The organism is Lacihabitans sp. CCS-44 (assembly GCF_024343735.1).
Classification (GTDB): Bacteria; Bacteroidota; Bacteroidia; order Cytophagales; family Spirosomataceae; genus Leadbetterella.
Genome location: NZ_RJUE01000052.1, coordinates 51,776 through 72,674, shown reverse-complemented (window position 1 = coordinate 72,674; position 20,899 = coordinate 51,776). Strand labels below are relative to the sequence as shown.

Here is a 20,899-nt window from a genome sequence, read left to right as displayed (position 1 = left end):
ATAAAATGAAGAAATCAATCATACTATTAGTCGCTGTTTTTATCAGCTTTTCTTGCTCTGATAGCTTTTTCGACTTAAAGCCTCAGGGTAGAGCTTCCTTAGCTCAACTTTCTACAAAAAATGGTGTAAATGCCTTGTTGATAGGAGCGTACTCGCTTTTAGACGGTGTGGGTGCAGGTAATACTGGCCGCCAATCTACCATTTCTAACTATGTTTTTGGTGGTATAAGTTCTGACGACGCCGTAAAAGGTACCGATGCGGGTGACCAACCTGAGCAGTCGTTTATTGAGCAATATAACTGGTTGGCAGACAATACTTATTTCTTAGGTAAATGGTGGCATTCTTACGACGGAGTAGCTCGTGCAAATGAGGTTATTCAAATCGTTGGAAGTCCGGATGTAAAAGATATGACCGATGCTGAAAAAGCTCAGGTAATAGCTGAGGCTCGTTTTTTAAGAGGGCACTATCACTTTGAGGCTAAAAAAATGTGGGGCAAGGTACCTTACATAGATGACAAAACTTACAAGGCTTCAGATCCTAGCTCTACTAAAGTGCCTAACACTGAGGATATTTGGCCTAAGATTGAAGCGGATTTCGAGTTTGCAGCAAATACACTTCCGGCGGTTCAATCTCAAAAAGGTAGAGCTACAAAGTGGGCAGCCAAGGCATATTTGGCGAAAGCGAAGATTTTCCAGAAAAAATGGGCTGATGCTAAAACGCTATTGGAAGATGTTTACAAAAATTCGGGAAAAAAATTAGTGGCCAATTATCATGACAACTACAGAACTGTCACTAACAACAACTCGGAGTCTATTTTTGAAGTACAGTTTTCGGTAAACGATGGTACAACTGGTAACAACGGAAATGCCGGAGACAACCTTAACTGGCCATATTCTTCAACAGCTCCAGGACGTGGATGTTGCGGGTTTTATCAGGCATCACACAATTTGGTAAATGCCTTCAAAACATCAGAAGATGGACTTCCTTTGATTGGAAATGCTGCTGATGGCACTGAAGATACCTACAATAAGGTAGATTTGCCGAACGATCAAGGTATCAGTGCAGGTACTGCTTTTACTTTGGACAAGACGATTCCTGTTGATCCAAGATTAGACTGGACAGTGGGCAGAAGAGGCGTTAACTTCCTTGACTGGGGCGGAATGCCGGGCTCTACTTGGATCAGAGACCAAGTGTATGCAGGACCTTTCACAGGCAAAAAATGGATGTACTATTTGGCTGAAGAAAACAGCACTACGCACTCTACGAGCAAAAGAAATGTCAATAATAATTATAGACTTTTGAAAATGTCACAAGTTATTCTTTGGTTGGCCGAGTGTGAAATAGAGTTAGGCAATTTAGCCGCTGCTGAGGGTTATGTAAACATGGTTAGAGAAAGAGCACAAAAAGGCAGTGTGCAGGATCCAAGCGTAAACTATGTAGTGAAGCCATATCCTGCAGGGACTTTCGCTACCAAAGGAGCTGACTTTGCAAGAAATGCAACCCGCATGGAGACAAGACTAGAGTTTGCTATGGAAGGCCACAGATTCTTCGACTTGGTTCGTTGGGGTATCGCCGAGAAAGTGTTGAATAAATATGCCGCTGAGGAGGCCGTACCTGGCAAAGAGCCATCGGGTAGGGTGTTCAACAAAAGAGGTTATATGGCTGGTAAGACGTTTACAAGCAAAAACAATTACTTCCCGCTACCTCAAGACGAAATATTGAACAGCCAAAAAGACGGGAAACCTACATTGGTTCAAAATACTGGTTATTAATATTATATAGTATATTTAAGAGGCCTGGGCATTTTGCTCAGGCTTTTTTTATTTAGGGTTTATACAGAAATTTAAATAGGTTTTGAACAGCTATTGTAGCTGAAAAATCCATTCATAAATATTTGATAGTAATGACAAAAACTAAGCATACATTTGTTCAAATAAACTTATAAACAAAATGATAATTATTATTGTAGGTGTGGTATTGTTGTTGGTTGCCTATAACCTTAAAAAAGTAAATAGTCCACTTTCTGGCAATGCTGGTTTGATTCGGATTGTTGGAATCGTGGTAGTTGTTTTCGGTATTCTTTCGAAATGTGTGGTGCAGGTAGATGCTGGCAAAGTGGGCGTTCAGTCTATTTTTGGTAGTGTAAAAAAAGAGACGCTTAACAGCGGTTTGAACTTCGTGAATCCTTTAGCCGACATAAAAGAATTAGACCTGAAAACCCAGAACTATACCATGTCTGGTGTACATGACGAGGGTACTAAGTCGGGTGACGACGCTATCAGGGTACTTTCTGCCGACGGTTTGGAAGTTACAATAGACCTAACGGTACTTTTTAGAATAGTTTCAGAAAAAGCTCCTACTATTTATAAACAGATTGGTCTAGATTATGTAGATGTTATCGTACGACCACTTTCTAGAACCAGAATCAGAGATATTTCGGCAAATTATGATGCTATAGCATTGTATTCTTCAAAAAGAGAAGAGTTTCAAACACGAATTTTCAATTCCATTGAAAAAGATTTTAAGGACAGGGGGTTGGTTTTGGAGCAGCTATTGGTTAGGAACATAGCCTTGCCGGAATCTGTAAAGAAAACTATCGAGTCAAAAATTAATGCAGAGCAAGACGCTCAAAAGATGCAGTTTGTGCTTCAAAAAGAAAAGCAAGAAGCTGAAAGAAAGCGTGTGGAGGCACAGGGTATAGCTGATTATCAACGAATTATAACCTCAACTCTGACTGATAAGCAATTGCAATACGAGCAAATAAAGGCTCAGAAAGACCTTGCAGCCTCTCCTAATACTAAAATCATTATTATGGGAAATAACAAAGGTTCGCAGGTTTTGCTAAACGCAAATTAATAGGCTCAAGTTTCTTACATCGTCCTGAAAATCTCCAAGAAATAAATTCTTGGAGATTTTTTTATAAAAAGCTGATTATGAATAAGCCCGCAAATTAAATAAGTATGAAGTTTGCAATAAAAATTTACTGTCATCCGACTAAAAATATTGGTAAAATAATGATTCCTTATATCGCTCAGCACTGTTTGAACGCGGTCAAAATTCTGGTCTAGAATTTTTATTTTAACTAGTTGATATATAGAATTTTGACTGCGTGAGTTTGCTGAGTGCAGTTTTTTTTGGTTCGTTTTTTTTCGAAAAAAAATGAACGCCCAGGCGGCAGCCGACACAAAGTATAGATTTGGAGTGTTTTTTTTTTAAAAATAGGCCTTGAATGTTATTTATTTAGCTTTTTTTATCATAATTGTTTTTATTCGGATGCCAGTAATAAAAATTTATTAAAATCGAGACATAAAAAAAACTCCTGATTACTCGGGAGTTTTTGTTTATATATCTAAGCTTTTTTAAATCAATACATAGCCATCCATTTCTTTCGGAATATCAATGCCCATTATACTCAGAATGGTAGGGGCTACGTCGCCAAGTTTCCCGCTTTTGGGTTGGCCTTTGTACGCATCATCCACTACAATAAATGGCACAAGATTCAAGGAATGAGCCGTATTGACAGATTTATCATCGTTGAGCATATAGTCAGCATTGCCATGGTCGGCTATTACCAAAGTCGTGTATCCATTTGCAATGCCAGCTTCCACTACTTGTTTTAAGCAAGCATCCACAGTTTCAACAGCTTTCACAACGGCCGAAAATACACCTGTATGTCCAACCATGTCCGGATTTGCAAAGTTTAGACAAACAAAATCTACTTCACCTTTTTCCAATTCAGGCACCAAATTAGCCGCCAAATCTTTGGCTGACATCTCAGGTTTTAAGTCATAAGTAGCCACGTCTTTGGGCGATGGCGACAGAAGTCTTGTTTCTCCCACAAAAGGTTCCTCTCTGCCACCAGAGAAAAAGAACGTAACGTGTGGGTATTTCTCGGTTTCAGCCGAACGTATCTGTTTCTTTCCGGCTTTTTCTAAAACTTCTCCAAGCGTATTGGTCAGGTTGTCCTTGTCATAAATCACCTTAACGTTTTTGTATGTCTCATCATAATTCGTCATGGTGATATAATACAAATCCAAGGCGTGCATGTTTTGCTCATGGAAATCCTTTTGTGTCAAAGCTTCGGTAATTTCACGGCCTCTGTCAGTTCTGAAATTAAAACACATCACCACATCTCCAGCCTCAATGTTTCCGATAGGTTGGCCATTTTCAACCACTACAATAGGTTTCAAAAATTCATCAGTAATGTCAGCGTCATAAGACTTTTGTATGCTATCAAGAATTTCATCTTGAGACACTTGCAACTCGCCAATGCCATTCACCATGGCATCATAAGCCAGTTTTACCCTGTCCCAACGCTTATCACGGTCCATAGCAAAATATCTACCGGTCAAAGAAGCTATTTTGCCTCCTGTTTTGTCTAAAGTATTTTGCAAATCAGCAATAAAGGCCTTTCCAGACTTCGGATCGCAGTCGCGGCCATCCATAAAAGCATGTACAAAAACATCTTTAACACCAGCCTCAGCGGCTATTTTGCACAGACCTTTCACGTGCTCAATGTGCGAATGCACACCACCATCTGAGCATAAGCCTATAAAATGTACTTTTTTATTATTGGTCTTGGCATAAGCCAAAGCATCCACCATTACTTTTTCTTTGGCGATTTTTCCTTCCTCCACAGCCACATTGATTTTTTCGAGCTCTTGGTAAACCACTCTTCCTGCACCTAAATTGGTATGGCCCACTTCAGAATTACCCATTTGACCGATAGGCAAACCCACAGCTCTTCCACAAGCCTCCAGCGTGCTGCTGGGATATGTGGCCATTAAATGTCTAAAAAACGGCACATTGGCTGCTTCTATGGCCGAACGCCACTCTTCGCCAGGTTTTGGTAATCCCCAGCCGTCCAGTATCGCTAAAATTACTTTCTTGTTCAAAATATTAATGTTTTTGGTTAAAATCACCCACAAAATTAAGGATTTTTTAGGTGAAACGAGGCAGTTTTGAGCTTAATATATTTTTCGAACCAGCGTTTTTAAAAGATCATGGAGTATTTACGTTATCGAAAACCATGTTTAATAAAATATTTTATTATTTTCGTGAAGTAAATGGAAGTTTCCATAGAATTTAACCCAAGCCTGATTATTCAATGCTGAAAAAAATCATTGCGGTTGCATTACCCATTATTTTCTTTTCGTTTATTCTGAAAGATAAACCAGCCTCAAAGCCAAACGTAATATTGGTTTATATGGACGATATGGGTTTTGGTGACATCAGCAGAAATGGTGCTCTGGGGTATCAAACACCAAATTTTGATAGATTGGCTCAAGATGGTATCTATTTTTCGCAATTCTATTCTCCACAGGCGGTTTGTACTGCTTCCAGAGCTGGCTTATTAACAGGTTGTTATCCCAATAGGCTTGGATTTAGCGGGGCATTGGATCATACTGCTGAAATTGGCTTGAATACAGAAGAGGAAACCATCGCCGAGTTACTAAAAACAGAAGGATATTCAACAGCCGCTTTTGGTAAATGGCATTTGGGACATTTACCGGATTTTTTGCCCACCAAACACGGTTTTGATGAGTTTTATGGCATTCCATACTCGCATGATATGTGGCCTAATCATCCAGTTACGAAGAATTATTATCCAGAATTACCTTTAATTGAGGGAGAAAAGACCATCCAAACGAACCCAGATCAAACACAATTCACCACAAGTTTTACAGAAAAAACCATTGATTTCATAAAAAGAAAAAAAGATAAACCATTCTTTGTTTACTTAGCTCATCCTATGCCACATGTTCCTTTGGCGGTTTCTGATAAATTTAAAGGAAAATCTAAGCAAGGACTTTATGGTGATGTAATGATGGAATTGGACTGGAGCATCGGACAGATACGAGAAATACTTAAAAAACTCAAATTAGAGGAAAATACGCTACTCATTGTAACCAGTGATAATGGCCCTTGGCTCAACTACGGCAATCACGCTGGCAGTGCTGGAGGGCTCAGAGAAGGCAAAGGAACGAGTTTTGATGGAGGGCAACGTGTGCCTTGCATGATGACTTGGAAAGGTAAAATCCCGGCAGGGATAGTGGCCAATAATCTCTCGGCTGCTTTGGATATTTTACCTACTATTGTGGAAGCCACAGGTGCTAAAATGCCCAAAAGGCGAATTGATGGAGTAAGTGTTTTCAATGTTTTAAAAGGAAATACAGCAGCCAATCCCCGTACTTCATTTCTATATTATTACAGAAAAAACAACTTGGAAGCAGTGAGGGATGAAAGTTGGAAATTAGTTTTTCCTCATCCTGGTCGTACTTATGAAGGTTTTTCGGCAGGAAAAGACGGAAGTCCAGGCGGATCAAATGAAAACTTTACTTTTCAAGGTGGATTGTACGACTTAAGGCGAGACCCAGGCGAAAGATATAATGTAATCTCCGATAATCCGGAGGTTGTAAAAAGACTAACACAAATAGCCGAAGAGGCTAGGCAAGATATAGGTGATGATTTGACCAAATCGGAGGGAAAAAATAGAAGAACTATCGGAAAAATAAAAGAATAATTTCATGACAAACAGAAGAGGATTTTTAGTAAAAGGCTTGTTTTCTTTGCCTTTTTTATCATTGGCGAATGCTTTTGGGCAAACAAAAGCTGCAAAAAAGCCCATTGTGATTTCAACTTGGGACAGTGGAATTCCTGTGAATGAGGCTGCCATGGAAATCCTCAAAAACTCATCAGGCAGAGCTTTGGATGCCGTTGAAAAAGGAGCAAACAACATTGAAGATGCCATAAATTGTTGCGTTGGTTTGGGCGGAAACCCTGACAGAGAGGGTAAAGTAACCTTAGATGCTTGTATAATGGACGAAAAAATGAATTGTGGCGGAGTGGCCTTTATGGAAAACATCAAACATCCCATTTCTGTGGCTAGAAAAGTAATGGAGGATACCCCTCACGTGCTTTTGGTAGGCGATGGAGCAAGGCAGTTTGCCATAGAAAAAGGTTTTAAAGTAGAAGATGACAAACTATCCAAAGATGCAGAAAATGCTTACAAGAATTGGCTTCAAAAATCTGAATATAAGCCTATTAAAAATATAGAATTAGAGCAGAACAAAGCCATGCAAAAAGGTAAAGGGCCATTTGCTCCGCAGATGTTGGAAAACGGAGAGTTTAACCACGATACCATGGCTTTGTTGGCCTTGGACAATTCTGGAAATCTCTCTGGGGCTTGTACAACCTCGGGAATGGGTTTTAAAATGCGTGGCAGGGTAGGAGACTCGCCTATAATTGGTGCTGGACTATATGTCGATAACGAAGTGGGTGCCTGCACTGGGTCAGGCCAAGGCGAAGAAGTGATTCGAATTGCTGGTGCTGCTATGGTGGTAGAATTTATGCGTCAAGGTAAATCACCAGAGGCGGCTTGCAAAATGGCCGTAGAAAGATTGGTGAAAATTAACCCGAAAAAAGCCAAGGATTTCCAAGTAGGTTTAATTGCCTTAAACAAAAATGGCCAATACGGTGCTTATGCTGTAAATCCTGGTTTTGTGTTTTCGGTTACCACCGCTCCAGGAAATGGAAAAGTTATAAAGGCGAAAAGCCATTTTTCTTGAGAAAACAAATTCCTCATTCTCCGTAATCTGAAAATGAGGAATTTGAATCTGTTTCTAGGTTTTAACTAAACTGTAATATCTCTTTCTTTTGGAATTAACATCAAACCCCAAATAGCCAATACTAAAGCCATAACCACTGTACCCCAAGCAATTGCAGTTTCTACGCCTCCCAAAATGGCCATAGAATGGATAATTATCAAGAAAATGTTTGAGAAAGTGGCTAAAACTACCATAGCATGTCTGGCGATTGATGGCCCTGATTTTCTAGAAAGCCAAAATGCAATGGCCATTGCCAAAAGAAGTGAACCATAACCTTTAGCGACAAGTTTTGAAGCCTCGTTTATCAAATCTGGATTTGTAAGGTATTCTTGCCCAATGAAATCTGGGAAAAAAAAGAGGATAATGCCGAATACCACACAATTAATAGTCTCAAGCGTAAAGAAATTTTTAGTGTTCATAAATTTTTAGGGTTTGTTTAGACAACCAATTTATGAATTTTATAGGCAAAAACTAAAGTTTTTTATTAAAAGGTTTTTATTCATCAGGCAATTATGATTTATCAATTGCCTAGTAATCAGATATATTCTTGTTCTATCTACTCCACTCCATAAATCAAAGTACTGCAATTATCGCTTCTCAACACTTTATTTGCTTGCTCATGCATCATTTTGGCTGTGATGGCTTCTATTTTATCTTTGTCTTGATTACAGTAATTAACATCCCCTGCGTTGGCTGCAAAAGCGATATTCATCACTCTGTTTAGCAGTTCTACCTCTCCGAATGCCGCCGTGGCAAGGGCTTGGTGCTTTACTTTGTCTAGTTCTATATCTGTTATGTTGGCATTCTTGATATTTTCAAGTTCTTCATTTAGAGCATCTTCTGCGGTTTTTAAGTCTATTCCTTGGTTTAGATTACCGCTGACCACAAACATACCCGGGTCTAGAGAACCTGTGCTGTAAGCTGAGATATTATTAAAAAGTTTTGCTTCTTTTACTAGTTTTTGATGTAATCTGGCAGATTTTCCTCTTCCAAGTACATCGCTCAGTAAATCGACAGCATAATAATCGTCGTGGTATCTACCCGGGACGTGGAAAGTCTTATAAATGGCGTTTAAAGGAACTTTGGCGGTAGTTTCTAATCTCCTAGCCTCGTTTTGAACTGGTTCTATCGGTAGATTTCTTGGAGATATTGTACCAACTGGAATATCTCCAAACCATTTCTTTGCCAATTTCTCTATTTGACTTACTGTAACCTTTCCACCAACTACCAAAGTGGCGTTGTTTGGCAAGTAATGTGAATAAAAGAACGATTTGACATCGTCCATGGTCGCATTTTCAATGTGGCTGATTTCCTTGCCAATCGTTGCCCATTTGTAAGGATGTACTTGATAAGCCAAAGGTCTTAGTTTCAGCCAAACATCACCATAAGGCTGATTTAAATAGCGTTGTTTGAATTCCTCAATGACCACACTTCGCTGAACTTCAAGCACTTTTGGGTCGAAAGATAAACTTAACATTCGGTCAGATTCTAGCCAAAATGCTGTTTCGAGATTTTCAACCGGCAGTGTAATATAATAATTGGTAATATCAGGTGAAGTGAAAGCATTGTTTTCGCCGCCAACTCTTTGGAGTGGTTCGTCGTAAGAAGGTATATTTTTAGAACCACCAAACATCAAATGCTCAAACAAGTGTGCAAAGCCTGTTTTGTCAGGGTTTTCGTCTCTAGAACCTACATTATAACAAATATTAAAAGCAGCTATAGGGCTGGTTGGGTCTTCGTGAACGTAAACTTTTAGGCCGTTGTTGAGTTCGAAATGTTGGAATTGAATCATCAAATACTTTAATTTGGTGTAAATTTATGGCTAATTTTACGATAAAAAAATAAAAAGAAACCAGTCGAGTAGATTTGGTCGAAGGGAAAAGAATACTTTCCGACATAGCGTCTTGGCGGTTAAATTAATAAAATATGAAATTCAGAATAGGGCACGGCTACGATGTGCATCAGTTGGCAGAAGGATATGAGTTGAGTTTGGGAGGAATCAAAATACCGCATAAAGTTGGTTCTATGGGGCATTCGGATGCCGATGTGTTGCTTCATGCCATTTGCGATGCTTTGTTGGGTGCTTTGTCTTTAGGTGATATTGGAAAGCATTTTAAAAATACTGATCCTCAATGGCGAGGCATGGACAGCAAGGTTTTTCTGACCAAAGTGACCGAAATGATAGGTGAAAAGGGCTATAAAGTAGGAAATATAGACAGTACCTTGATTTTGGAAGAACCCAAAATAGGTAAATACATACCCGAAATGAAAATTGCCATAGCCCAATGTTGTAATATTGAGCCAGATGACGTTTCCATAAAAGCCACCACCTCCGAAACCATGGGCTTTGTTGGTAAAAAAGAAGGCCTCGAAGCCCACGCCGTTTGTTTACTTTTTAAAGACTGATTTTTGTAGAAATTTCAATCTATTAATTCCGCCGAAAAGCCAATTCTTTTGAGCTTATTTACCACTTCTACTGCTGAGGCATTTGTACTGGAAATATCCAAGATTTTATCGGGGTTTTCTGTGTCAACTTTCCATGCGTCTGTTCCTACAAGAGTGTCAAGCGTATTTTTTACTTTAGCTACGCAGTTCTGGCAATTGATATTTGATTTGAATTTCATTTTGTTTGTCTGTTTAATATTGGAACACCCTTCTTTATAGAACACGGATTTAACGAATTTGACCGCACCGGCGGCCCGGACGGATAAAATCTTTATTGCGGCCGTCGAATTTTAATTAAAAGAAATCTCTGTTAATCCATGTCCCATCAGTGTAATCCGTGTTCCAATTCACGATACACCTATGTGTTTTTTAATTTTAATCTTAAACTATTGGCCACCACGCTAATCGAACTCATGGCCATGGCGGCACTGGCATACATGGGTTGCATCAGAAATCCAGTACTCGGGAACAATACTCCAGCAGCAACCGGGATGGCGAGTACATTATAGAAAAACGCCCAAAACAAGTTTTGGTTGATAGTGGCTGATGTATTCTTCGACAAAGTTATTGCCTTTTTTACTCTCGACAAATCATTGCCCAAAATTGTTATATCAGCAACTTCTTTGGCCACATCCGCTCCATCGCTCATGGCTATTGACACATCGGCTTGTGTAAATGCTAGGGTGTCGTTTATGCCATCGCCTACCATCGCAATTACCTTGTTTTGAGCCTTTAATGAGTTTATATAATCGGCTTTTTGTTCTGGTAAAACGTCTCCTTTATAATCAGAAATACCAAGTCTTTGGGCCATGTTTTTAACAGCCAATATATTGTCGCCAGAAAGTAAATGAATTCTAATTCCTTGATTCGTGATTTCATTGAGGTGTTTTTGGATTTCGGGTTTTAGTTCATCTCCGATTTCTATAATTCCCAAAAGTTCTTTTTCCGTTGCAAAATATACCAATGAATTTTCAGAATCTTCAAAGTCGTTATTCAATATCTTTATATCGTTTTGTAAAACAAACTGCTTATTTCCAGCCAAATAAAGTGTACCATCAAAAAGTCCTTTTATTCCTTTTCCAGGAATATTTTCAAAATTCTGAATATTTATGAAGTCCTTTTGAGGTAGAAATTCAACAATTGCCTTGGCCAAAGGATGACTTGAATTGGCTTCCAAAGCAGCTAAAATCGATTTTTTTGATTCATCTTTCCAAATTACATTCAAAACCTTGGGCTTACCCGTTGTAATTGTTCCGGTTTTATCGAGTACCAAGTCGGTTATTTTGCCAGTTTTTTCGAGTGATTCTGCATTTTTAATCAAAATTCCGTTCTGTGCACCTTTTCCTATGCCCACCATTAAGGCCGTTGGGGTGGCCAAACCCATGGCACATGGACAAGCCACTACCAATACCGTTATGAAGCTCAACAAAGCCATGTTGGAATTGTTAAAAACAAAATACCAAATCATAAAACTCAATGCAGCAGCAGATATAACGATGGGTACAAAAATGCTGGAAATTTTGTCAACCTTCTTTTGAATGGGTGCTTTTGACGAAAGAGAATCTTCAACTTTACTTATTATGGCCGCAAGATAAGTTTCTGAATGCACTTTTGTCACTTCAAAATCCAGTACTCCTTCTACGTTTAAGGTGCCAGCAAAGACTATGTCGCCTAAATTTTTTGTCTTCGGAAGGGGTTCTCCGTTTATCATACTTTCGTTTACACTTGACAATCCACCTATTACTTTTCCGTCCAAAGGTATTTTCTGACCTGGTAAAACCCTTACAATGTCGCCGGGATTGACTTCGTCTATAAGTTTCTCTATAATTTGCTGACCCACCAAAATCTTTACATTTTTCTCATCCAATTCCATGAGTTTTTTGATAGAATCTGAGGCTCGACTTTTTGCTGAATCTTCGAGATATTTGCCTAAAAGCACAAAAAATATGACAATTCCGGCCGATTCAAAGTAGATTTGAGCATGGTGATGTTGATGAAAAAGATGAGGAAAAAGTAAATTGACGGCACTAAAAACATACGCCACTCCCGTACTAAGTGCCACTAGAGTGTCCATATTGGTTTCCATTCTTCTGGCTTTATTCAAGGTATTTATAAAAAAATGTCTCCCAAAATAAAATACCAAAGGTGTGCTTAAAGCCCACATAAGATATTGTCCCTTAGACCATTCCATCAGAAACATGCCAATTATGAACAACGGAATAGCAAAGAGACTGGCAAGAATCAAATCCCTTTTCTGAGTTTTGAATCTTTGCTGATTGGCACTTTCAAAATTATCATCAAGTACCAAGTCAAAGCCAATTTCTTTGAGGCTGCTTTTAAAAATATCGGGATTGGTGAGCTGCGGAAGGTATTCAACCGTTACAGAGTGATTGGCGTAGTTTGCGGAGGAACTATAAACGCCATCGACGTATTTCAGGACAGTTTCGGCACTGTTGGCACAGGAAGCACAGCTATAACCCAATACCTTGAAACTCTTTTTTTGAGTTTCAAAGGACACATCGTTATTTCTGAGTACTTGTACTGCTTCTGGTAAAAAATCACTCAGTTCGTCGGTGTCGATAGTCAATGACTTTTTACGCAGTTGATGAGGAAAAGTAAGCTGCTTATCTAAAGTTTCGAGAAGATTTTCTTGTATATCAGTCGAAAAGAATATTTCGTGCTTTGTCATATTTCAAAGCCCGTAAGGCTTTTATTCACAGTTTATTAAACCCTTGGTTATAAGATACGGTAGCAGCACATATAGGGTTAGCCCTTTTATCAAGAAAAAGAAAAAACCAGCCCAACCGAGCTTTTTTAGATATGCTACTATTTTATCTCTTTTAACCATATTTATAATATCAACAAGATTATTTGTTAGAAAGTTGATTTTTCACCTTTCTTTTTCTAAACTCGTTCACCAAGATTTTGTTTAGCTGTCTTGACACAAAGGCCGAACCAGCTCCCAATACTGCACCAGCCAAAACATCCGAAGGATAATGTACACCCAAATGTAACCTAGAATAACCCACTCCGGTGGCATAAAGGGCCGCTGGAGCTATCACGTACCATTTTGGATGACTCAAAGACAATGAGGTGGCTGCTGAAAAGGCAACAGAAGTACTTCCGGAAGGAAAAGAGCTGTCGTTTTCGATTTTATAGTTTTGCAAAAAGGGATAAGTTACGTACGGCCGATTCCGATTGATCGATTTCTTGAGAATATAACCCACGCCGTAGGTGCCTATAACGGCTACAGCAGCATTTATGCCCTCTTTTTTATAGGCTGCATCGTTTTTTATAAAACCCACTGCTAATAGAGCCAAAGGAGTACCTACAGCCACCACGTCTGAGGTATTGGTCAAAAACTGCATTGAAGCATCAGCACCGCTGTACCTGTTTAGGTTTATATCTTTCAGAATATTTATATCGATATTCTGACCGAAAATCTGGCCAGAAATACAAAAAAGAAAGATAAACATTAACTTCATCAATTTAAGAAACCTTCTTTTTTCATAGAATCTATGAGTTGAGCTTTCAATCCATCAGTGGCTTTCACCAAAGGTAGTCTTACCCTTCCGTCGCAGATTCCACGAATTTCGCAGACCATTTTTATACCTACCGGATTGGACTCGACATAAAGGAGTGTATCAAAATCCAGAAAACGTTCTTGTATTTTCGACGCTTTTTTGAAATCACCATCCAAGGCCGAATGAACCATTTCAGCGAATTCTTTAGGAAAACCGTTGGCTATAACCGAAATAACGCCTCTGTAGCCTAAGCTGATTTGCGGAGTTACGAGATTGTCATCTCCTGAAACCAACAGAAATTCTGCAGGTAGTTTTTTAGAAAGCTCCAAGGCAATTTCCATGCTACACGAAGCGTCTTTGAGGCCAATTATGTTGGGGTGCTGTGAGAGTTCCATCACAGTGCTTACCTGCATAGACGTTACGGTTCTGCCGGGTACATTGTATAGTATAATAGGAAGTGGTGATGCCTCGGCAATGGCCGTAAAATGTGCGATAATACCGGCCTGAGAAGGTTTTACATAGTAAGGACAAACCGACAAAATAGCATCCACACCAGTCAAATCCGTTGTTTGGAGCTTATTGATAACCTCGGCGGTATTGTTTGAGCCTATGCCATACACTATCGGTAAATGCCTGGAATTATTCTTTTTTACAAAATCTAGAATGGCGTGTTTTTCCTCGTTTGTGGTTGTGGCAGACTCGCCAGTTGTGCCATTTACCACCAAATAATCCGTGCCATTTTCAGCGTTAAAATCGATAAGTTTCTTTAAACCAGCGAAATCAACTGTATTGTCTTCATTAAACGGGGTTATCAATGCCACCCCAACTCCTTTAAGGCGATGTTCCATCTCGTATATCTTTTTTTGCAAAAGTAAGGATTTTTTTAAAATGATAAGGCAAGAATCTGAAACCTCAGCATGCATATTTTGAATAAATAGGAAATTTGGTTTTTTTTCTTGAATTTCGATTTTATAAATTGTAAAGACTTACATATTCATGTAATTGACTATTAATGATTAAAACTCGAATTTTGATCCATAAATAAAACTAAAAATGACCATAAAAATTAACAAAAAACATGCAATCGTATTAAGTTTTTGTATCACTTTGCTCACGCTAATAGTGAGTTTTGACGGCTTGGCACAGAAGGTAAAAGATCAAAATAAAGTTGTTAATCCTGCTAATAAACGCGTGAACCTATCTGTTTATGACGATTATGTGGCAAAACAAATCAAGCTGGATTCAGATGTAGAAAACCTCTTTTCAAGCAAAAACAACGGTTTGGACTTCGGAGGTAATATAGAGAGAGATGTTTTGGATGTTACTACTTATGATGCGACATTCAGAATTACAAAAGATAAACTCACGAAATTTCTGTATGATCCTAACTTCGCGGGAGAAAATGGGATATCGGGTCTGATGATAGAATTCGGAACTGAAAAAACAGATTTAAACATTTTTAGGGTTGGCGAATTGGTAGAAAATGTTGGATATAAGAACATCGATAAATCTTTTTTGACTTTAAACTCTACCGAAAAAGCACAGTTCAATAGGTTAAGTCCATTTACTTCAAAAAATGAAAAGGATTTGTTAAAACTGACTAATAAAGCAGGTATTAGAGGATATTATATTGGAAGAAATCTAATATTTCGAAAGTTGGTTTCGGAATCTGGATTAGTCAAAAATGATATCGCTTCTTTGGAAATTGAAGTTCGGGTTACGAGAGATAAAAACAAAGTACTGCTAATCAGAGCCATAAAAACGAACAAATCAGTAGAGTTTCTGGGCACAGCATTGCATGACAATGTTTTTGAACCGATGAGAAAAACGCTAACAAAAATGGGCGGATCTCGTCCGTGTCCAACTTATTGTAGACAATGATGAGCGACTGGCTGTATCAAATATCCTCCTACGCCGAGTTCTTGCCTATTTTGATTGCTCTGCTTCATCTAAAATACCTCGAAAAAGGCCTTCTGTGGTATTTGGGCGGGATGATTATTGCCAGTATTTATGGATTGGTTTCTATAAAATTGGGAGAAAAAGGTATCAACAATCACTTTATGATTTATATCAATGCCGCCACAAATTTTATTTTCAGAACCTTCTTCTTTATCTATATTTTTAATTCTGTTTGGAACAAAAGATTAGTTGTTTCCTCTTTAATTGTTTATTTGTCAGGTATTTGTGTAGATATTGCCGTTCACGGAATTTACATGAACCAGTACCTGTTTGGTGTTTCTGATTTGTTGATGACGGTCTTTTTGATAATCACTTTGAGCCAAATCCTCAAAGATGATAAAGTAGAGTCCTTGCGAAATTACCCTCTATTTTGGATTGTTTTGGGAACACTCATATATGTAATATTTGACTTTTTGCTGGCTGTGGCCAATGGGTGGCTTTATGCGGTCAATCGCCAATTTTTCTTTATTCTTTGGGATTACATTACGCCAGTTTTTGGATTTATAAAAATAGCTTTGCTGTGTGTTGGGTTTTGGAAAACCAAAAAATATCATGCAAGTTTGGTGGTTTAGAGCCATTTGTATAATTTACTAGACACTTAGACTAACCTTAATGAAATTCCAAATTTTTGTATGTCTTTTACTGTCTTACATTTATGGCTTTTCTCAGCCAAATATACAAATTACCCGGTTTCAAGTATTTGATGACAGCACCGTTTATGACTGCTCAAAGCCCATTGTTTTAGACTATAAACCACAACATATAGGTATCAATTTCAGCGATTCCTCTGGAAAAAAAACACCAAACTTTGTTATCAAACTTGAAGGCTCGGATAATATCAATTGGATCTCAGTCGGCTCTGAAGGGTTCATGAGCTATTCAAATTTGTACGGTGGTAATTATGTTTTTCATGTAAAAAACCAAAATACGAATGCCCAAACTTCTATTAAATTTAAGATTAAGGCGGCTTTTTGGCAAAAATGGTGGTTTATCCCATCCATTATGGTCTATATTTTTACGGTCATTGGCTTAATTTTTTATTTGTTTTTCCTGTATCGTTTTAGGCAAAAAATGAAAACCCACAAAGTGCAAGACAAAATAGCTCGTGATCTACACGACGATGTCGGCTCAACCCTCAGTAGCATCGCTATTTTAACCCAAGCTGCACAAAACAACCTAGAGAAAGCTCCTGAGAAGACAAAGAAACTCTTGAGCCAAATATCTGAAAATGCCCAGGAAACCTTGGACAATATGAGCGATATTGTATGGACGAACAAAACACTGAACGATAATTTTGAACAACTGACGGTCAGAATGAACGAGTTTTTAGGTAAAGTGCTAGAGCCCAAAGATATTGATTATGAACTGATAACGAGTAAAAGCCTCGAAAATATTCAGTGGGCATCACATAAATATTATGATTTCTATATGATTTTTAAAGAGGCCGTAAACAATGCGGCTAAGTATTCTCAGGCAAGGCATGTTTCGGTTAGTATATTAAGAGCAGAGCAACACCTAGAATTACAAATGACAGATGATGGCATTGGATTTGACATAGAAACCAAAGGTAAAGGAAACGGAATTGTCAATATGTCGAAAAGAGCAAGCCTATTGAACGGGAAATTGACCATAAATTCTACTAAAAATGAAGGTACAGCGATAATGTTAAGTCTACCCGTATAACATCATCGTGTAATAGCCGAATTGAAAAAATATCTGTAAAATTGCAATAAAAAACGCCATGCCTATCAAATTAATGCTATTTGAGGACAACGAGAAACTAAGATCTGGCTTGTCGTTTCTGCTAGAGAGTACGCCAGATGTGGAGTTACTTGGAGCCTACGAAAACTGCCAAGATATTGATAATCAAATACAAATGCATCGTCCGGAAGTAATACTGATGGATATAGATATGCCCATAGCCAACGGATTTGTGGGTATTCAGGCTGTTAGGAAATATTCAAAAGATATTCAGATAGTAATGTTGACTGTGTTTGACAGCAAAGAGTATATTTTTGAGGCCTTGCAGCTTGGAGCTAACGGCTATCTTCTAAAGTCAACTCCACCCGGGCAAATTGTAGACGCCATACTAAACGTGCATCAGGGTGGCGTGCCCATGACGGCTTCCATAGCCAGGAAAGTATTAGAGTTTATGTCTGCCAAAGATGTACAAATGCATGACTATCAGCTCACTAAAAGAGAGAAGGAAGTGCTGGAGAATCTTGTGAAAGGCCTGAGCTACAAAATGATTGCCGGCCAAATAGGAACTGGAATAGACACTGTAAGAGCCCATATAAAGCATATTTACGAAAAACTGCACGTACATTCCCAGACCGAAGCAGTGGCCAAGGCCATTCTCGAAAAAATTATTTGATCCAAAATATTTTCTTCCTTCTAGTAAAAACTCATTTTTCTTAAAAAGGAAATTTGAGTTTTTTTATTTCTACAAGCTATTTATTTCTAGGCCATTACATCATCATGTAATTGACAGGCGTTTTTTTTTGACGGAAATTTGAGACATAATTATTCATCTGTTAATAGGGTTTGTCATTGCTAGACTCGAATCATTTCTCTACAGAAAAAATGAATATTGTAAATATTAAAGCCCTGATTATCTGATAGATATCAGTCATTGTGTATTAGATAAGTAAACATCAGTATTGTACTACAATAAACTTTTAAGTATCATGAAAAAAATTATTTATTCATTGCTCGTCCTTTCATTCTCCATGCCTGTTTTCTCGCAGCAAAGCAAGGAGGCCACTTCAACTGTTTCTCCAAATACAAACACCGAATCTCTATCTGAATCTAAAATCTCTACCCAGAGAGGATTAGGAGCAAAAAGTGTAGCCGTTACAAATTTTTCCGCTTTTCATGAAATTGCAGGAGTAGGTAATACAGACTCTAAAGTGCATTTATTGATTAAAGAAACAGGGGGCAATTATCCAAGAATTAGAATGATAGGCTCAGCCTCAACACCTCCAAATAATCGTTATTGGGATATTCAGGGGGATGTTTTCGATACTGGCATTTCTGATGATTATATGCTATTTGCCTACGGATCTTCTGCCCATCCCTCTCTAGTTTTGAATCCTTTTGGAAAAGTGGGCGTTGGAATTCATACCGAAACAAAAAACCTACATGTTCATGAAAATAACAGTGGAACCATGGCCAACATTAAGTTAACCTCTGTAAATACCGAAAGTCTTGATGGAGATGGCCTGGAGTTGCAAATTTTATCAAATACTGACTTCTTACACCCCAACGCCGCTAGGGTGATGAACAAAGAAAATACGCAGCTCTTTTTAGGAGCAAATAATGCCCCAGTGGTAAATATTACTCCAACTGGAAATGTTGGCATTAATAGTTTTCTCGGTGGTGCTCCTACCGCCAGGTTTCAGATATTCCATGATACAGAGGACGGTTTCGTAAAACCACATATTAATCTAATAACTGCCGTGGATGCCAACAACGGAATGATAAAAATGACCAACGTAACGGGAAGTAGATATTTTGGACAATACTTTAATTTGAACAGCGGCACTGCTGCCAATAACTTTCTTTCCTTTGATTATAACGGAACCACGCCCATTCTAGACCTGAAAGGCAATGGAAATGTTGAAGTGGCAGGTTACACAAAATTGGGAAGTGAAACCTCGGCACCCAAAATAAAAATGAAGACAATTACCAGCACCACGTCGGCTTTGGAAGGTGGCGATTCTAGTTTCCCACATGGACTAACTGCCTCCAAGATAATTGATTACACAGTATTGGTGGAAGTTGTAGGAGGTGGAGTATGGGTAAAAAGCAATCACCTGCATTTTACTGAACGCCAGTTTGATACAGAAATCAACTCTGTAAACATAAGGGTGTACAACAACCCGACAAATAGCGGCAATATACTTAGCAGACCTATAAAAGTAGTGCTAACCTACACGGAATAAATCAAATACCATGGAAACCATAAAATACATAGAAAACTGCCCGCAAGTACATATGGGCAGCCGCAAATACCTCGCCCCAAATGAAATTTTGCATTTGGAATCGGATTTGAATTATACCCAAATTATTTTGGCCAATGGCAAGAAAATATTGAGTTCTACTACGCTCAAAATCATTGAAAATCGGCTTAGCCCTTTCAAAAATTTTGTCAGAATAAACCGCCAGAGTATAGTTAATCTTGATTTGGTAGAAAAAATAGAAAATCAAACGCTGTTTTTGCCAGGGGAAAGGAAAATAGTGTTTTCAAGAAGAATGGAAAAAGCCTGGCGAAATAGTGGCTTGGCTTAAGGTTTAGTAAATAGAGTTCTTTGACATTTTGGGTATTAAATAAGAGACTAAATGAGATTGTTTCTCCAAACATAATCAATGAGTTCGGCAGAAGTCTTGGTTTCGGTTTTTCGTCGGATATTACGCTTATGGTTTTCTACTGTATGATAAGAAAGACATAGTTTTTCGGAGATGGCCGGAGAGTTGAGGCCTTTGGCCATTAAGGTCAGTATTTCTTGCTCTCTTTTAGTGATATTGGGCAAATCGACCACCACAAGTTCTGTGAGGTCACTGGCGATGTGAAAATACTGATTCTGGTTATTGACTTTGTCTGTAAGGGTCATCAAAGTTGGTCTTTTTACAAACTCAAGATGAGAAAGGTCGGTTACCAGTATAAAACCGACGGTGGTGCGATCTTGTTCATTGATATAAAGGCGGGGCATTTGTATCAAAACCCACCGATATTCGGCTTTGAGGTTCAACATTCTGGCATATATATTCAGCCGAACCGAGGTTTGCCTTTCGGTGGGTAACTGTTCTATTTTTTCAACAGCCAGTTTAAAAGCCGACAAAACAAAAAAACGATCGTCGGGGTGAATATTTTCGGCAAAAAAGAGGGTGTTTCCTTTGGTCCAAACCTCATGCCTATGTGGTGTAAGCTCACGTATGTTTTGACTTGCTGCCGTAATCATGAGCGTTGAATTATCGCCAATAAACCAAAAATACGGCCCTATGGCATAATTGGAGGCTTCTTCTATTTGTTTTTCGAAATACTCCTCAAAATCACCAATCAGAATTTCATTTTCGTTTTTGGCAATATTTATAAACTCATTGACAGATAAAGGACTGAGTACATTCATAACTATTCTAATTCTATTTTATCCATTTACCAAGTCATTTCTTGCTCTTAGCGTATATTTTTCTACTCTTCAGTATCAAATATAGGAAAAAATGACAGATATCTGTCATTTCCAAGCTGAAGCATAAATACGAACTTTGAAACTTAAATTATTGAAACTCTCAAAAATTAAAATGCCCTCCTCAATCTAATTTTCCGATTGCCAAAAAAGTAGAAATTCCAAAAAATAAAATACA

Annotated in this window: 19 protein-coding genes; 11 read left to right on the top strand and 8 right to left on the bottom strand. The window is 38.3% G+C overall.

Annotated features, from left to right (window positions below; translation table 11 throughout):
* The first annotated feature begins 5 nt into the window (after positions 1-5).
* Positions 6-1,772: a RagB/SusD family nutrient uptake outer membrane protein gene (locus EGI26_RS07835; protein WP_255077564.1), complete on the top strand. Its 1,767-nt coding sequence runs from the start codon at positions 6-8 to the stop codon at positions 1,770-1,772.
* A 178-nt stretch (positions 1,773-1,950) separates the two neighbouring features.
* Complete coding sequence (locus tag EGI26_RS07830; RefSeq protein WP_255077562.1) at positions 1,951-2,856, top strand: prohibitin family protein; 906 nt, start codon at positions 1,951-1,953, stop codon at positions 2,854-2,856.
* 503 nt (positions 2,857-3,359) lie between these two features.
* On the opposite strand, the gene gpmI is transcribed toward EGI26_RS07830, so the two are convergent.
* Positions 3,360-4,895: a 2,3-bisphosphoglycerate-independent phosphoglycerate mutase gene (gpmI, locus tag EGI26_RS07825; protein ID WP_255077561.1), complete on the bottom strand. Its 1,536-nt coding sequence runs from the start codon at positions 4,893-4,895 to the stop codon at positions 3,360-3,362.
* Between the two features lie 212 nt (positions 4,896-5,107).
* Between gpmI and EGI26_RS07820 the strand changes: the two genes are divergently transcribed.
* Both EGI26_RS07820 and EGI26_RS07815 read left to right on the top strand, forming a co-directional pair.
* Positions 5,108-6,523, top strand: a complete 1,416-nt coding sequence (locus tag EGI26_RS07820) for a sulfatase (protein WP_255077560.1) — start codon at positions 5,108-5,110, stop codon at positions 6,521-6,523.
* A 4-nt stretch (positions 6,524-6,527) separates the two neighbouring features.
* Entirely contained in the window at positions 6,528-7,568 is a 1,041-nt protein-coding gene (locus EGI26_RS07815; protein WP_255077559.1) for a N(4)-(beta-N-acetylglucosaminyl)-L-asparaginase, read from the top strand.
* Between the two features lie 65 nt (positions 7,569-7,633).
* Here the strand turns inward: EGI26_RS07815 and EGI26_RS07810 are convergent, their stop codons facing one another.
* A complete protein-coding gene (locus EGI26_RS07810) occupies positions 7,634-8,026 on the bottom strand; it encodes a hypothetical protein (protein ID WP_255077554.1) in 393 nt (130 codons plus the stop codon).
* Positions 8,027-8,163: 137 nt separating this feature from the next.
* Positions 8,164-9,399, bottom strand: coding sequence for a pitrilysin family protein (locus EGI26_RS07805; protein WP_255077552.1), 1,236 nt, complete (start codon positions 9,397-9,399; stop codon positions 8,164-8,166).
* Positions 9,400-9,533: 134 nt separating this feature from the next.
* Here EGI26_RS07805 and ispF point away from each other — a divergent pair, with 134 nt between their 5' ends.
* Positions 9,534-10,013, top strand: coding sequence for a 2-C-methyl-D-erythritol 2,4-cyclodiphosphate synthase (gene ispF, locus EGI26_RS07800; protein WP_255077551.1), 480 nt, complete (start codon positions 9,534-9,536; stop codon positions 10,011-10,013).
* Between the two features lie 14 nt (positions 10,014-10,027).
* Here ispF and EGI26_RS07795 read toward each other — a convergent pair whose 3' ends face one another.
* The 4 genes from EGI26_RS07795 to dapA all read right to left on the bottom strand — a co-directional run bounded on the left by EGI26_RS07795 (position 10,028) and on the right by dapA (position 14,424).
* A complete protein-coding gene (locus EGI26_RS07795) occupies positions 10,028-10,231 on the bottom strand; it encodes a heavy-metal-associated domain-containing protein (RefSeq protein WP_255077549.1) in 204 nt (67 codons plus the stop codon).
* A gap of 179 nt (positions 10,232-10,410) precedes the next feature.
* Complete coding sequence (locus tag EGI26_RS07790) at positions 10,411-12,741, bottom strand: cation-translocating P-type ATPase (RefSeq protein WP_255077547.1); 2,331 nt, start codon at positions 12,739-12,741, stop codon at positions 10,411-10,413.
* A gap of 178 nt (positions 12,742-12,919) precedes the next feature.
* Positions 12,920-13,528: a phosphatase PAP2 family protein gene (locus tag EGI26_RS07785; RefSeq protein ID WP_255077546.1), complete on the bottom strand. Its 609-nt coding sequence runs from the start codon at positions 13,526-13,528 to the stop codon at positions 12,920-12,922.
* Positions 13,529-13,536: 8 nt separating this feature from the next.
* Positions 13,537-14,424, bottom strand: coding sequence for a 4-hydroxy-tetrahydrodipicolinate synthase (dapA, locus tag EGI26_RS07780; protein ID WP_255077543.1), 888 nt, complete (start codon positions 14,422-14,424; stop codon positions 13,537-13,539).
* A gap of 205 nt (positions 14,425-14,629) precedes the next feature.
* Between dapA and EGI26_RS07775 the strand changes: the two genes are divergently transcribed.
* From EGI26_RS07775 to EGI26_RS07750, 6 genes are all read left to right on the top strand, one after another.
* Positions 14,630-15,457, top strand: a complete 828-nt coding sequence (locus tag EGI26_RS07775; RefSeq protein ID WP_255077541.1) for a hypothetical protein — start codon at positions 14,630-14,632, stop codon at positions 15,455-15,457.
* Positions 15,454-16,107, top strand: coding sequence for a hypothetical protein (locus tag EGI26_RS07770; protein ID WP_255077540.1), 654 nt, complete (start codon positions 15,454-15,456; stop codon positions 16,105-16,107). The genes EGI26_RS07775 and EGI26_RS07770 overlap by 4 nt, the downstream gene beginning before the upstream one ends.
* A gap of 40 nt (positions 16,108-16,147) precedes the next feature.
* Positions 16,148-17,218, top strand: coding sequence for a histidine kinase (locus EGI26_RS07765; protein ID WP_255077538.1), 1,071 nt, complete (start codon positions 16,148-16,150; stop codon positions 17,216-17,218).
* A 58-nt stretch (positions 17,219-17,276) separates the two neighbouring features.
* A complete protein-coding gene (locus EGI26_RS07760; RefSeq protein WP_255077536.1) occupies positions 17,277-17,909 on the top strand; it encodes a response regulator transcription factor in 633 nt (210 codons plus the stop codon).
* A gap of 313 nt (positions 17,910-18,222) precedes the next feature.
* Positions 18,223-19,479: a hypothetical protein gene (locus EGI26_RS07755; protein ID WP_255077534.1), complete on the top strand. Its 1,257-nt coding sequence runs from the start codon at positions 18,223-18,225 to the stop codon at positions 19,477-19,479.
* A 10-nt stretch (positions 19,480-19,489) separates the two neighbouring features.
* Positions 19,490-19,825: a LytTR family DNA-binding domain-containing protein gene (locus EGI26_RS07750; protein ID WP_255077533.1), complete on the top strand. Its 336-nt coding sequence runs from the start codon at positions 19,490-19,492 to the stop codon at positions 19,823-19,825.
* Positions 19,826-19,872: 47 nt separating this feature from the next.
* Here EGI26_RS07750 and EGI26_RS07745 read toward each other — a convergent pair whose 3' ends face one another.
* On the bottom strand, positions 19,873-20,664 hold the full coding sequence (locus EGI26_RS07745) for a response regulator transcription factor (RefSeq protein ID WP_255077532.1): 792 nt from the start codon (positions 20,662-20,664) through the stop codon (positions 19,873-19,875).
* Positions 20,665-20,899 lie beyond the last annotated feature (235 nt).

Excerpts from the sequence above, each read along its gene's own strand:
- EGI26_RS07835 (WP_255077564.1), top strand. The coding sequence starts at position 6 with ATGAAGAAATCAATCATACTATTAGTCGCTGTTTTTATCAGCTTTTCT.
- EGI26_RS07830 (WP_255077562.1), top strand. The coding sequence starts at position 1,951 with ATGATAATTATTATTGTAGGTGTGGTATTGTTGTTGGTTGCCTATAAC.
- EGI26_RS07820 (WP_255077560.1), top strand. The coding sequence starts at position 5,108 with ATGCTGAAAAAAATCATTGCGGTTGCATTACCCATTATTTTCTTTTCG.
- EGI26_RS07815 (WP_255077559.1), top strand. The coding sequence starts at position 6,528 with ATGACAAACAGAAGAGGATTTTTAGTAAAAGGCTTGTTTTCTTTGCCT.
- EGI26_RS07810 (WP_255077554.1), bottom strand. The coding sequence starts at position 8,026 with ATGAACACTAAAAATTTCTTTACGCTTGAGACTATTAATTGTGTGGTA.
- EGI26_RS07805 (WP_255077552.1), bottom strand. The coding sequence starts at position 9,399 with ATGATTCAATTCCAACATTTCGAACTCAACAACGGCCTAAAAGTTTAC.
- ispF (WP_255077551.1), top strand. The coding sequence starts at position 9,534 with ATGAAATTCAGAATAGGGCACGGCTACGATGTGCATCAGTTGGCAGAA.
- EGI26_RS07795 (WP_255077549.1), bottom strand. The coding sequence starts at position 10,231 with ATGAAATTCAAATCAAATATCAATTGCCAGAACTGCGTAGCTAAAGTA.
- EGI26_RS07790 (WP_255077547.1), bottom strand. The coding sequence starts at position 12,741 with ATGACAAAGCACGAAATATTCTTTTCGACTGATATACAAGAAAATCTT.
- EGI26_RS07785 (WP_255077546.1), bottom strand. The coding sequence starts at position 13,528 with ATGTTTATCTTTCTTTTTTGTATTTCTGGCCAGATTTTCGGTCAGAAT.
- dapA (WP_255077543.1), bottom strand. The coding sequence starts at position 14,424 with ATGGAACATCGCCTTAAAGGAGTTGGGGTGGCATTGATAACCCCGTTT.
- EGI26_RS07775 (WP_255077541.1), top strand. The coding sequence starts at position 14,630 with ATGACCATAAAAATTAACAAAAAACATGCAATCGTATTAAGTTTTTGT.
- EGI26_RS07770 (WP_255077540.1), top strand. The coding sequence starts at position 15,454 with ATGATGAGCGACTGGCTGTATCAAATATCCTCCTACGCCGAGTTCTTG.
- EGI26_RS07765 (WP_255077538.1), top strand. The coding sequence starts at position 16,148 with ATGAAATTCCAAATTTTTGTATGTCTTTTACTGTCTTACATTTATGGC.
- EGI26_RS07760 (WP_255077536.1), top strand. The coding sequence starts at position 17,277 with ATGCCTATCAAATTAATGCTATTTGAGGACAACGAGAAACTAAGATCT.
- EGI26_RS07755 (WP_255077534.1), top strand. The coding sequence starts at position 18,223 with ATGAAAAAAATTATTTATTCATTGCTCGTCCTTTCATTCTCCATGCCT.
- EGI26_RS07750 (WP_255077533.1), top strand. The coding sequence starts at position 19,490 with ATGGAAACCATAAAATACATAGAAAACTGCCCGCAAGTACATATGGGC.
- EGI26_RS07745 (WP_255077532.1), bottom strand. The coding sequence starts at position 20,664 with ATGAATGTACTCAGTCCTTTATCTGTCAATGAGTTTATAAATATTGCC.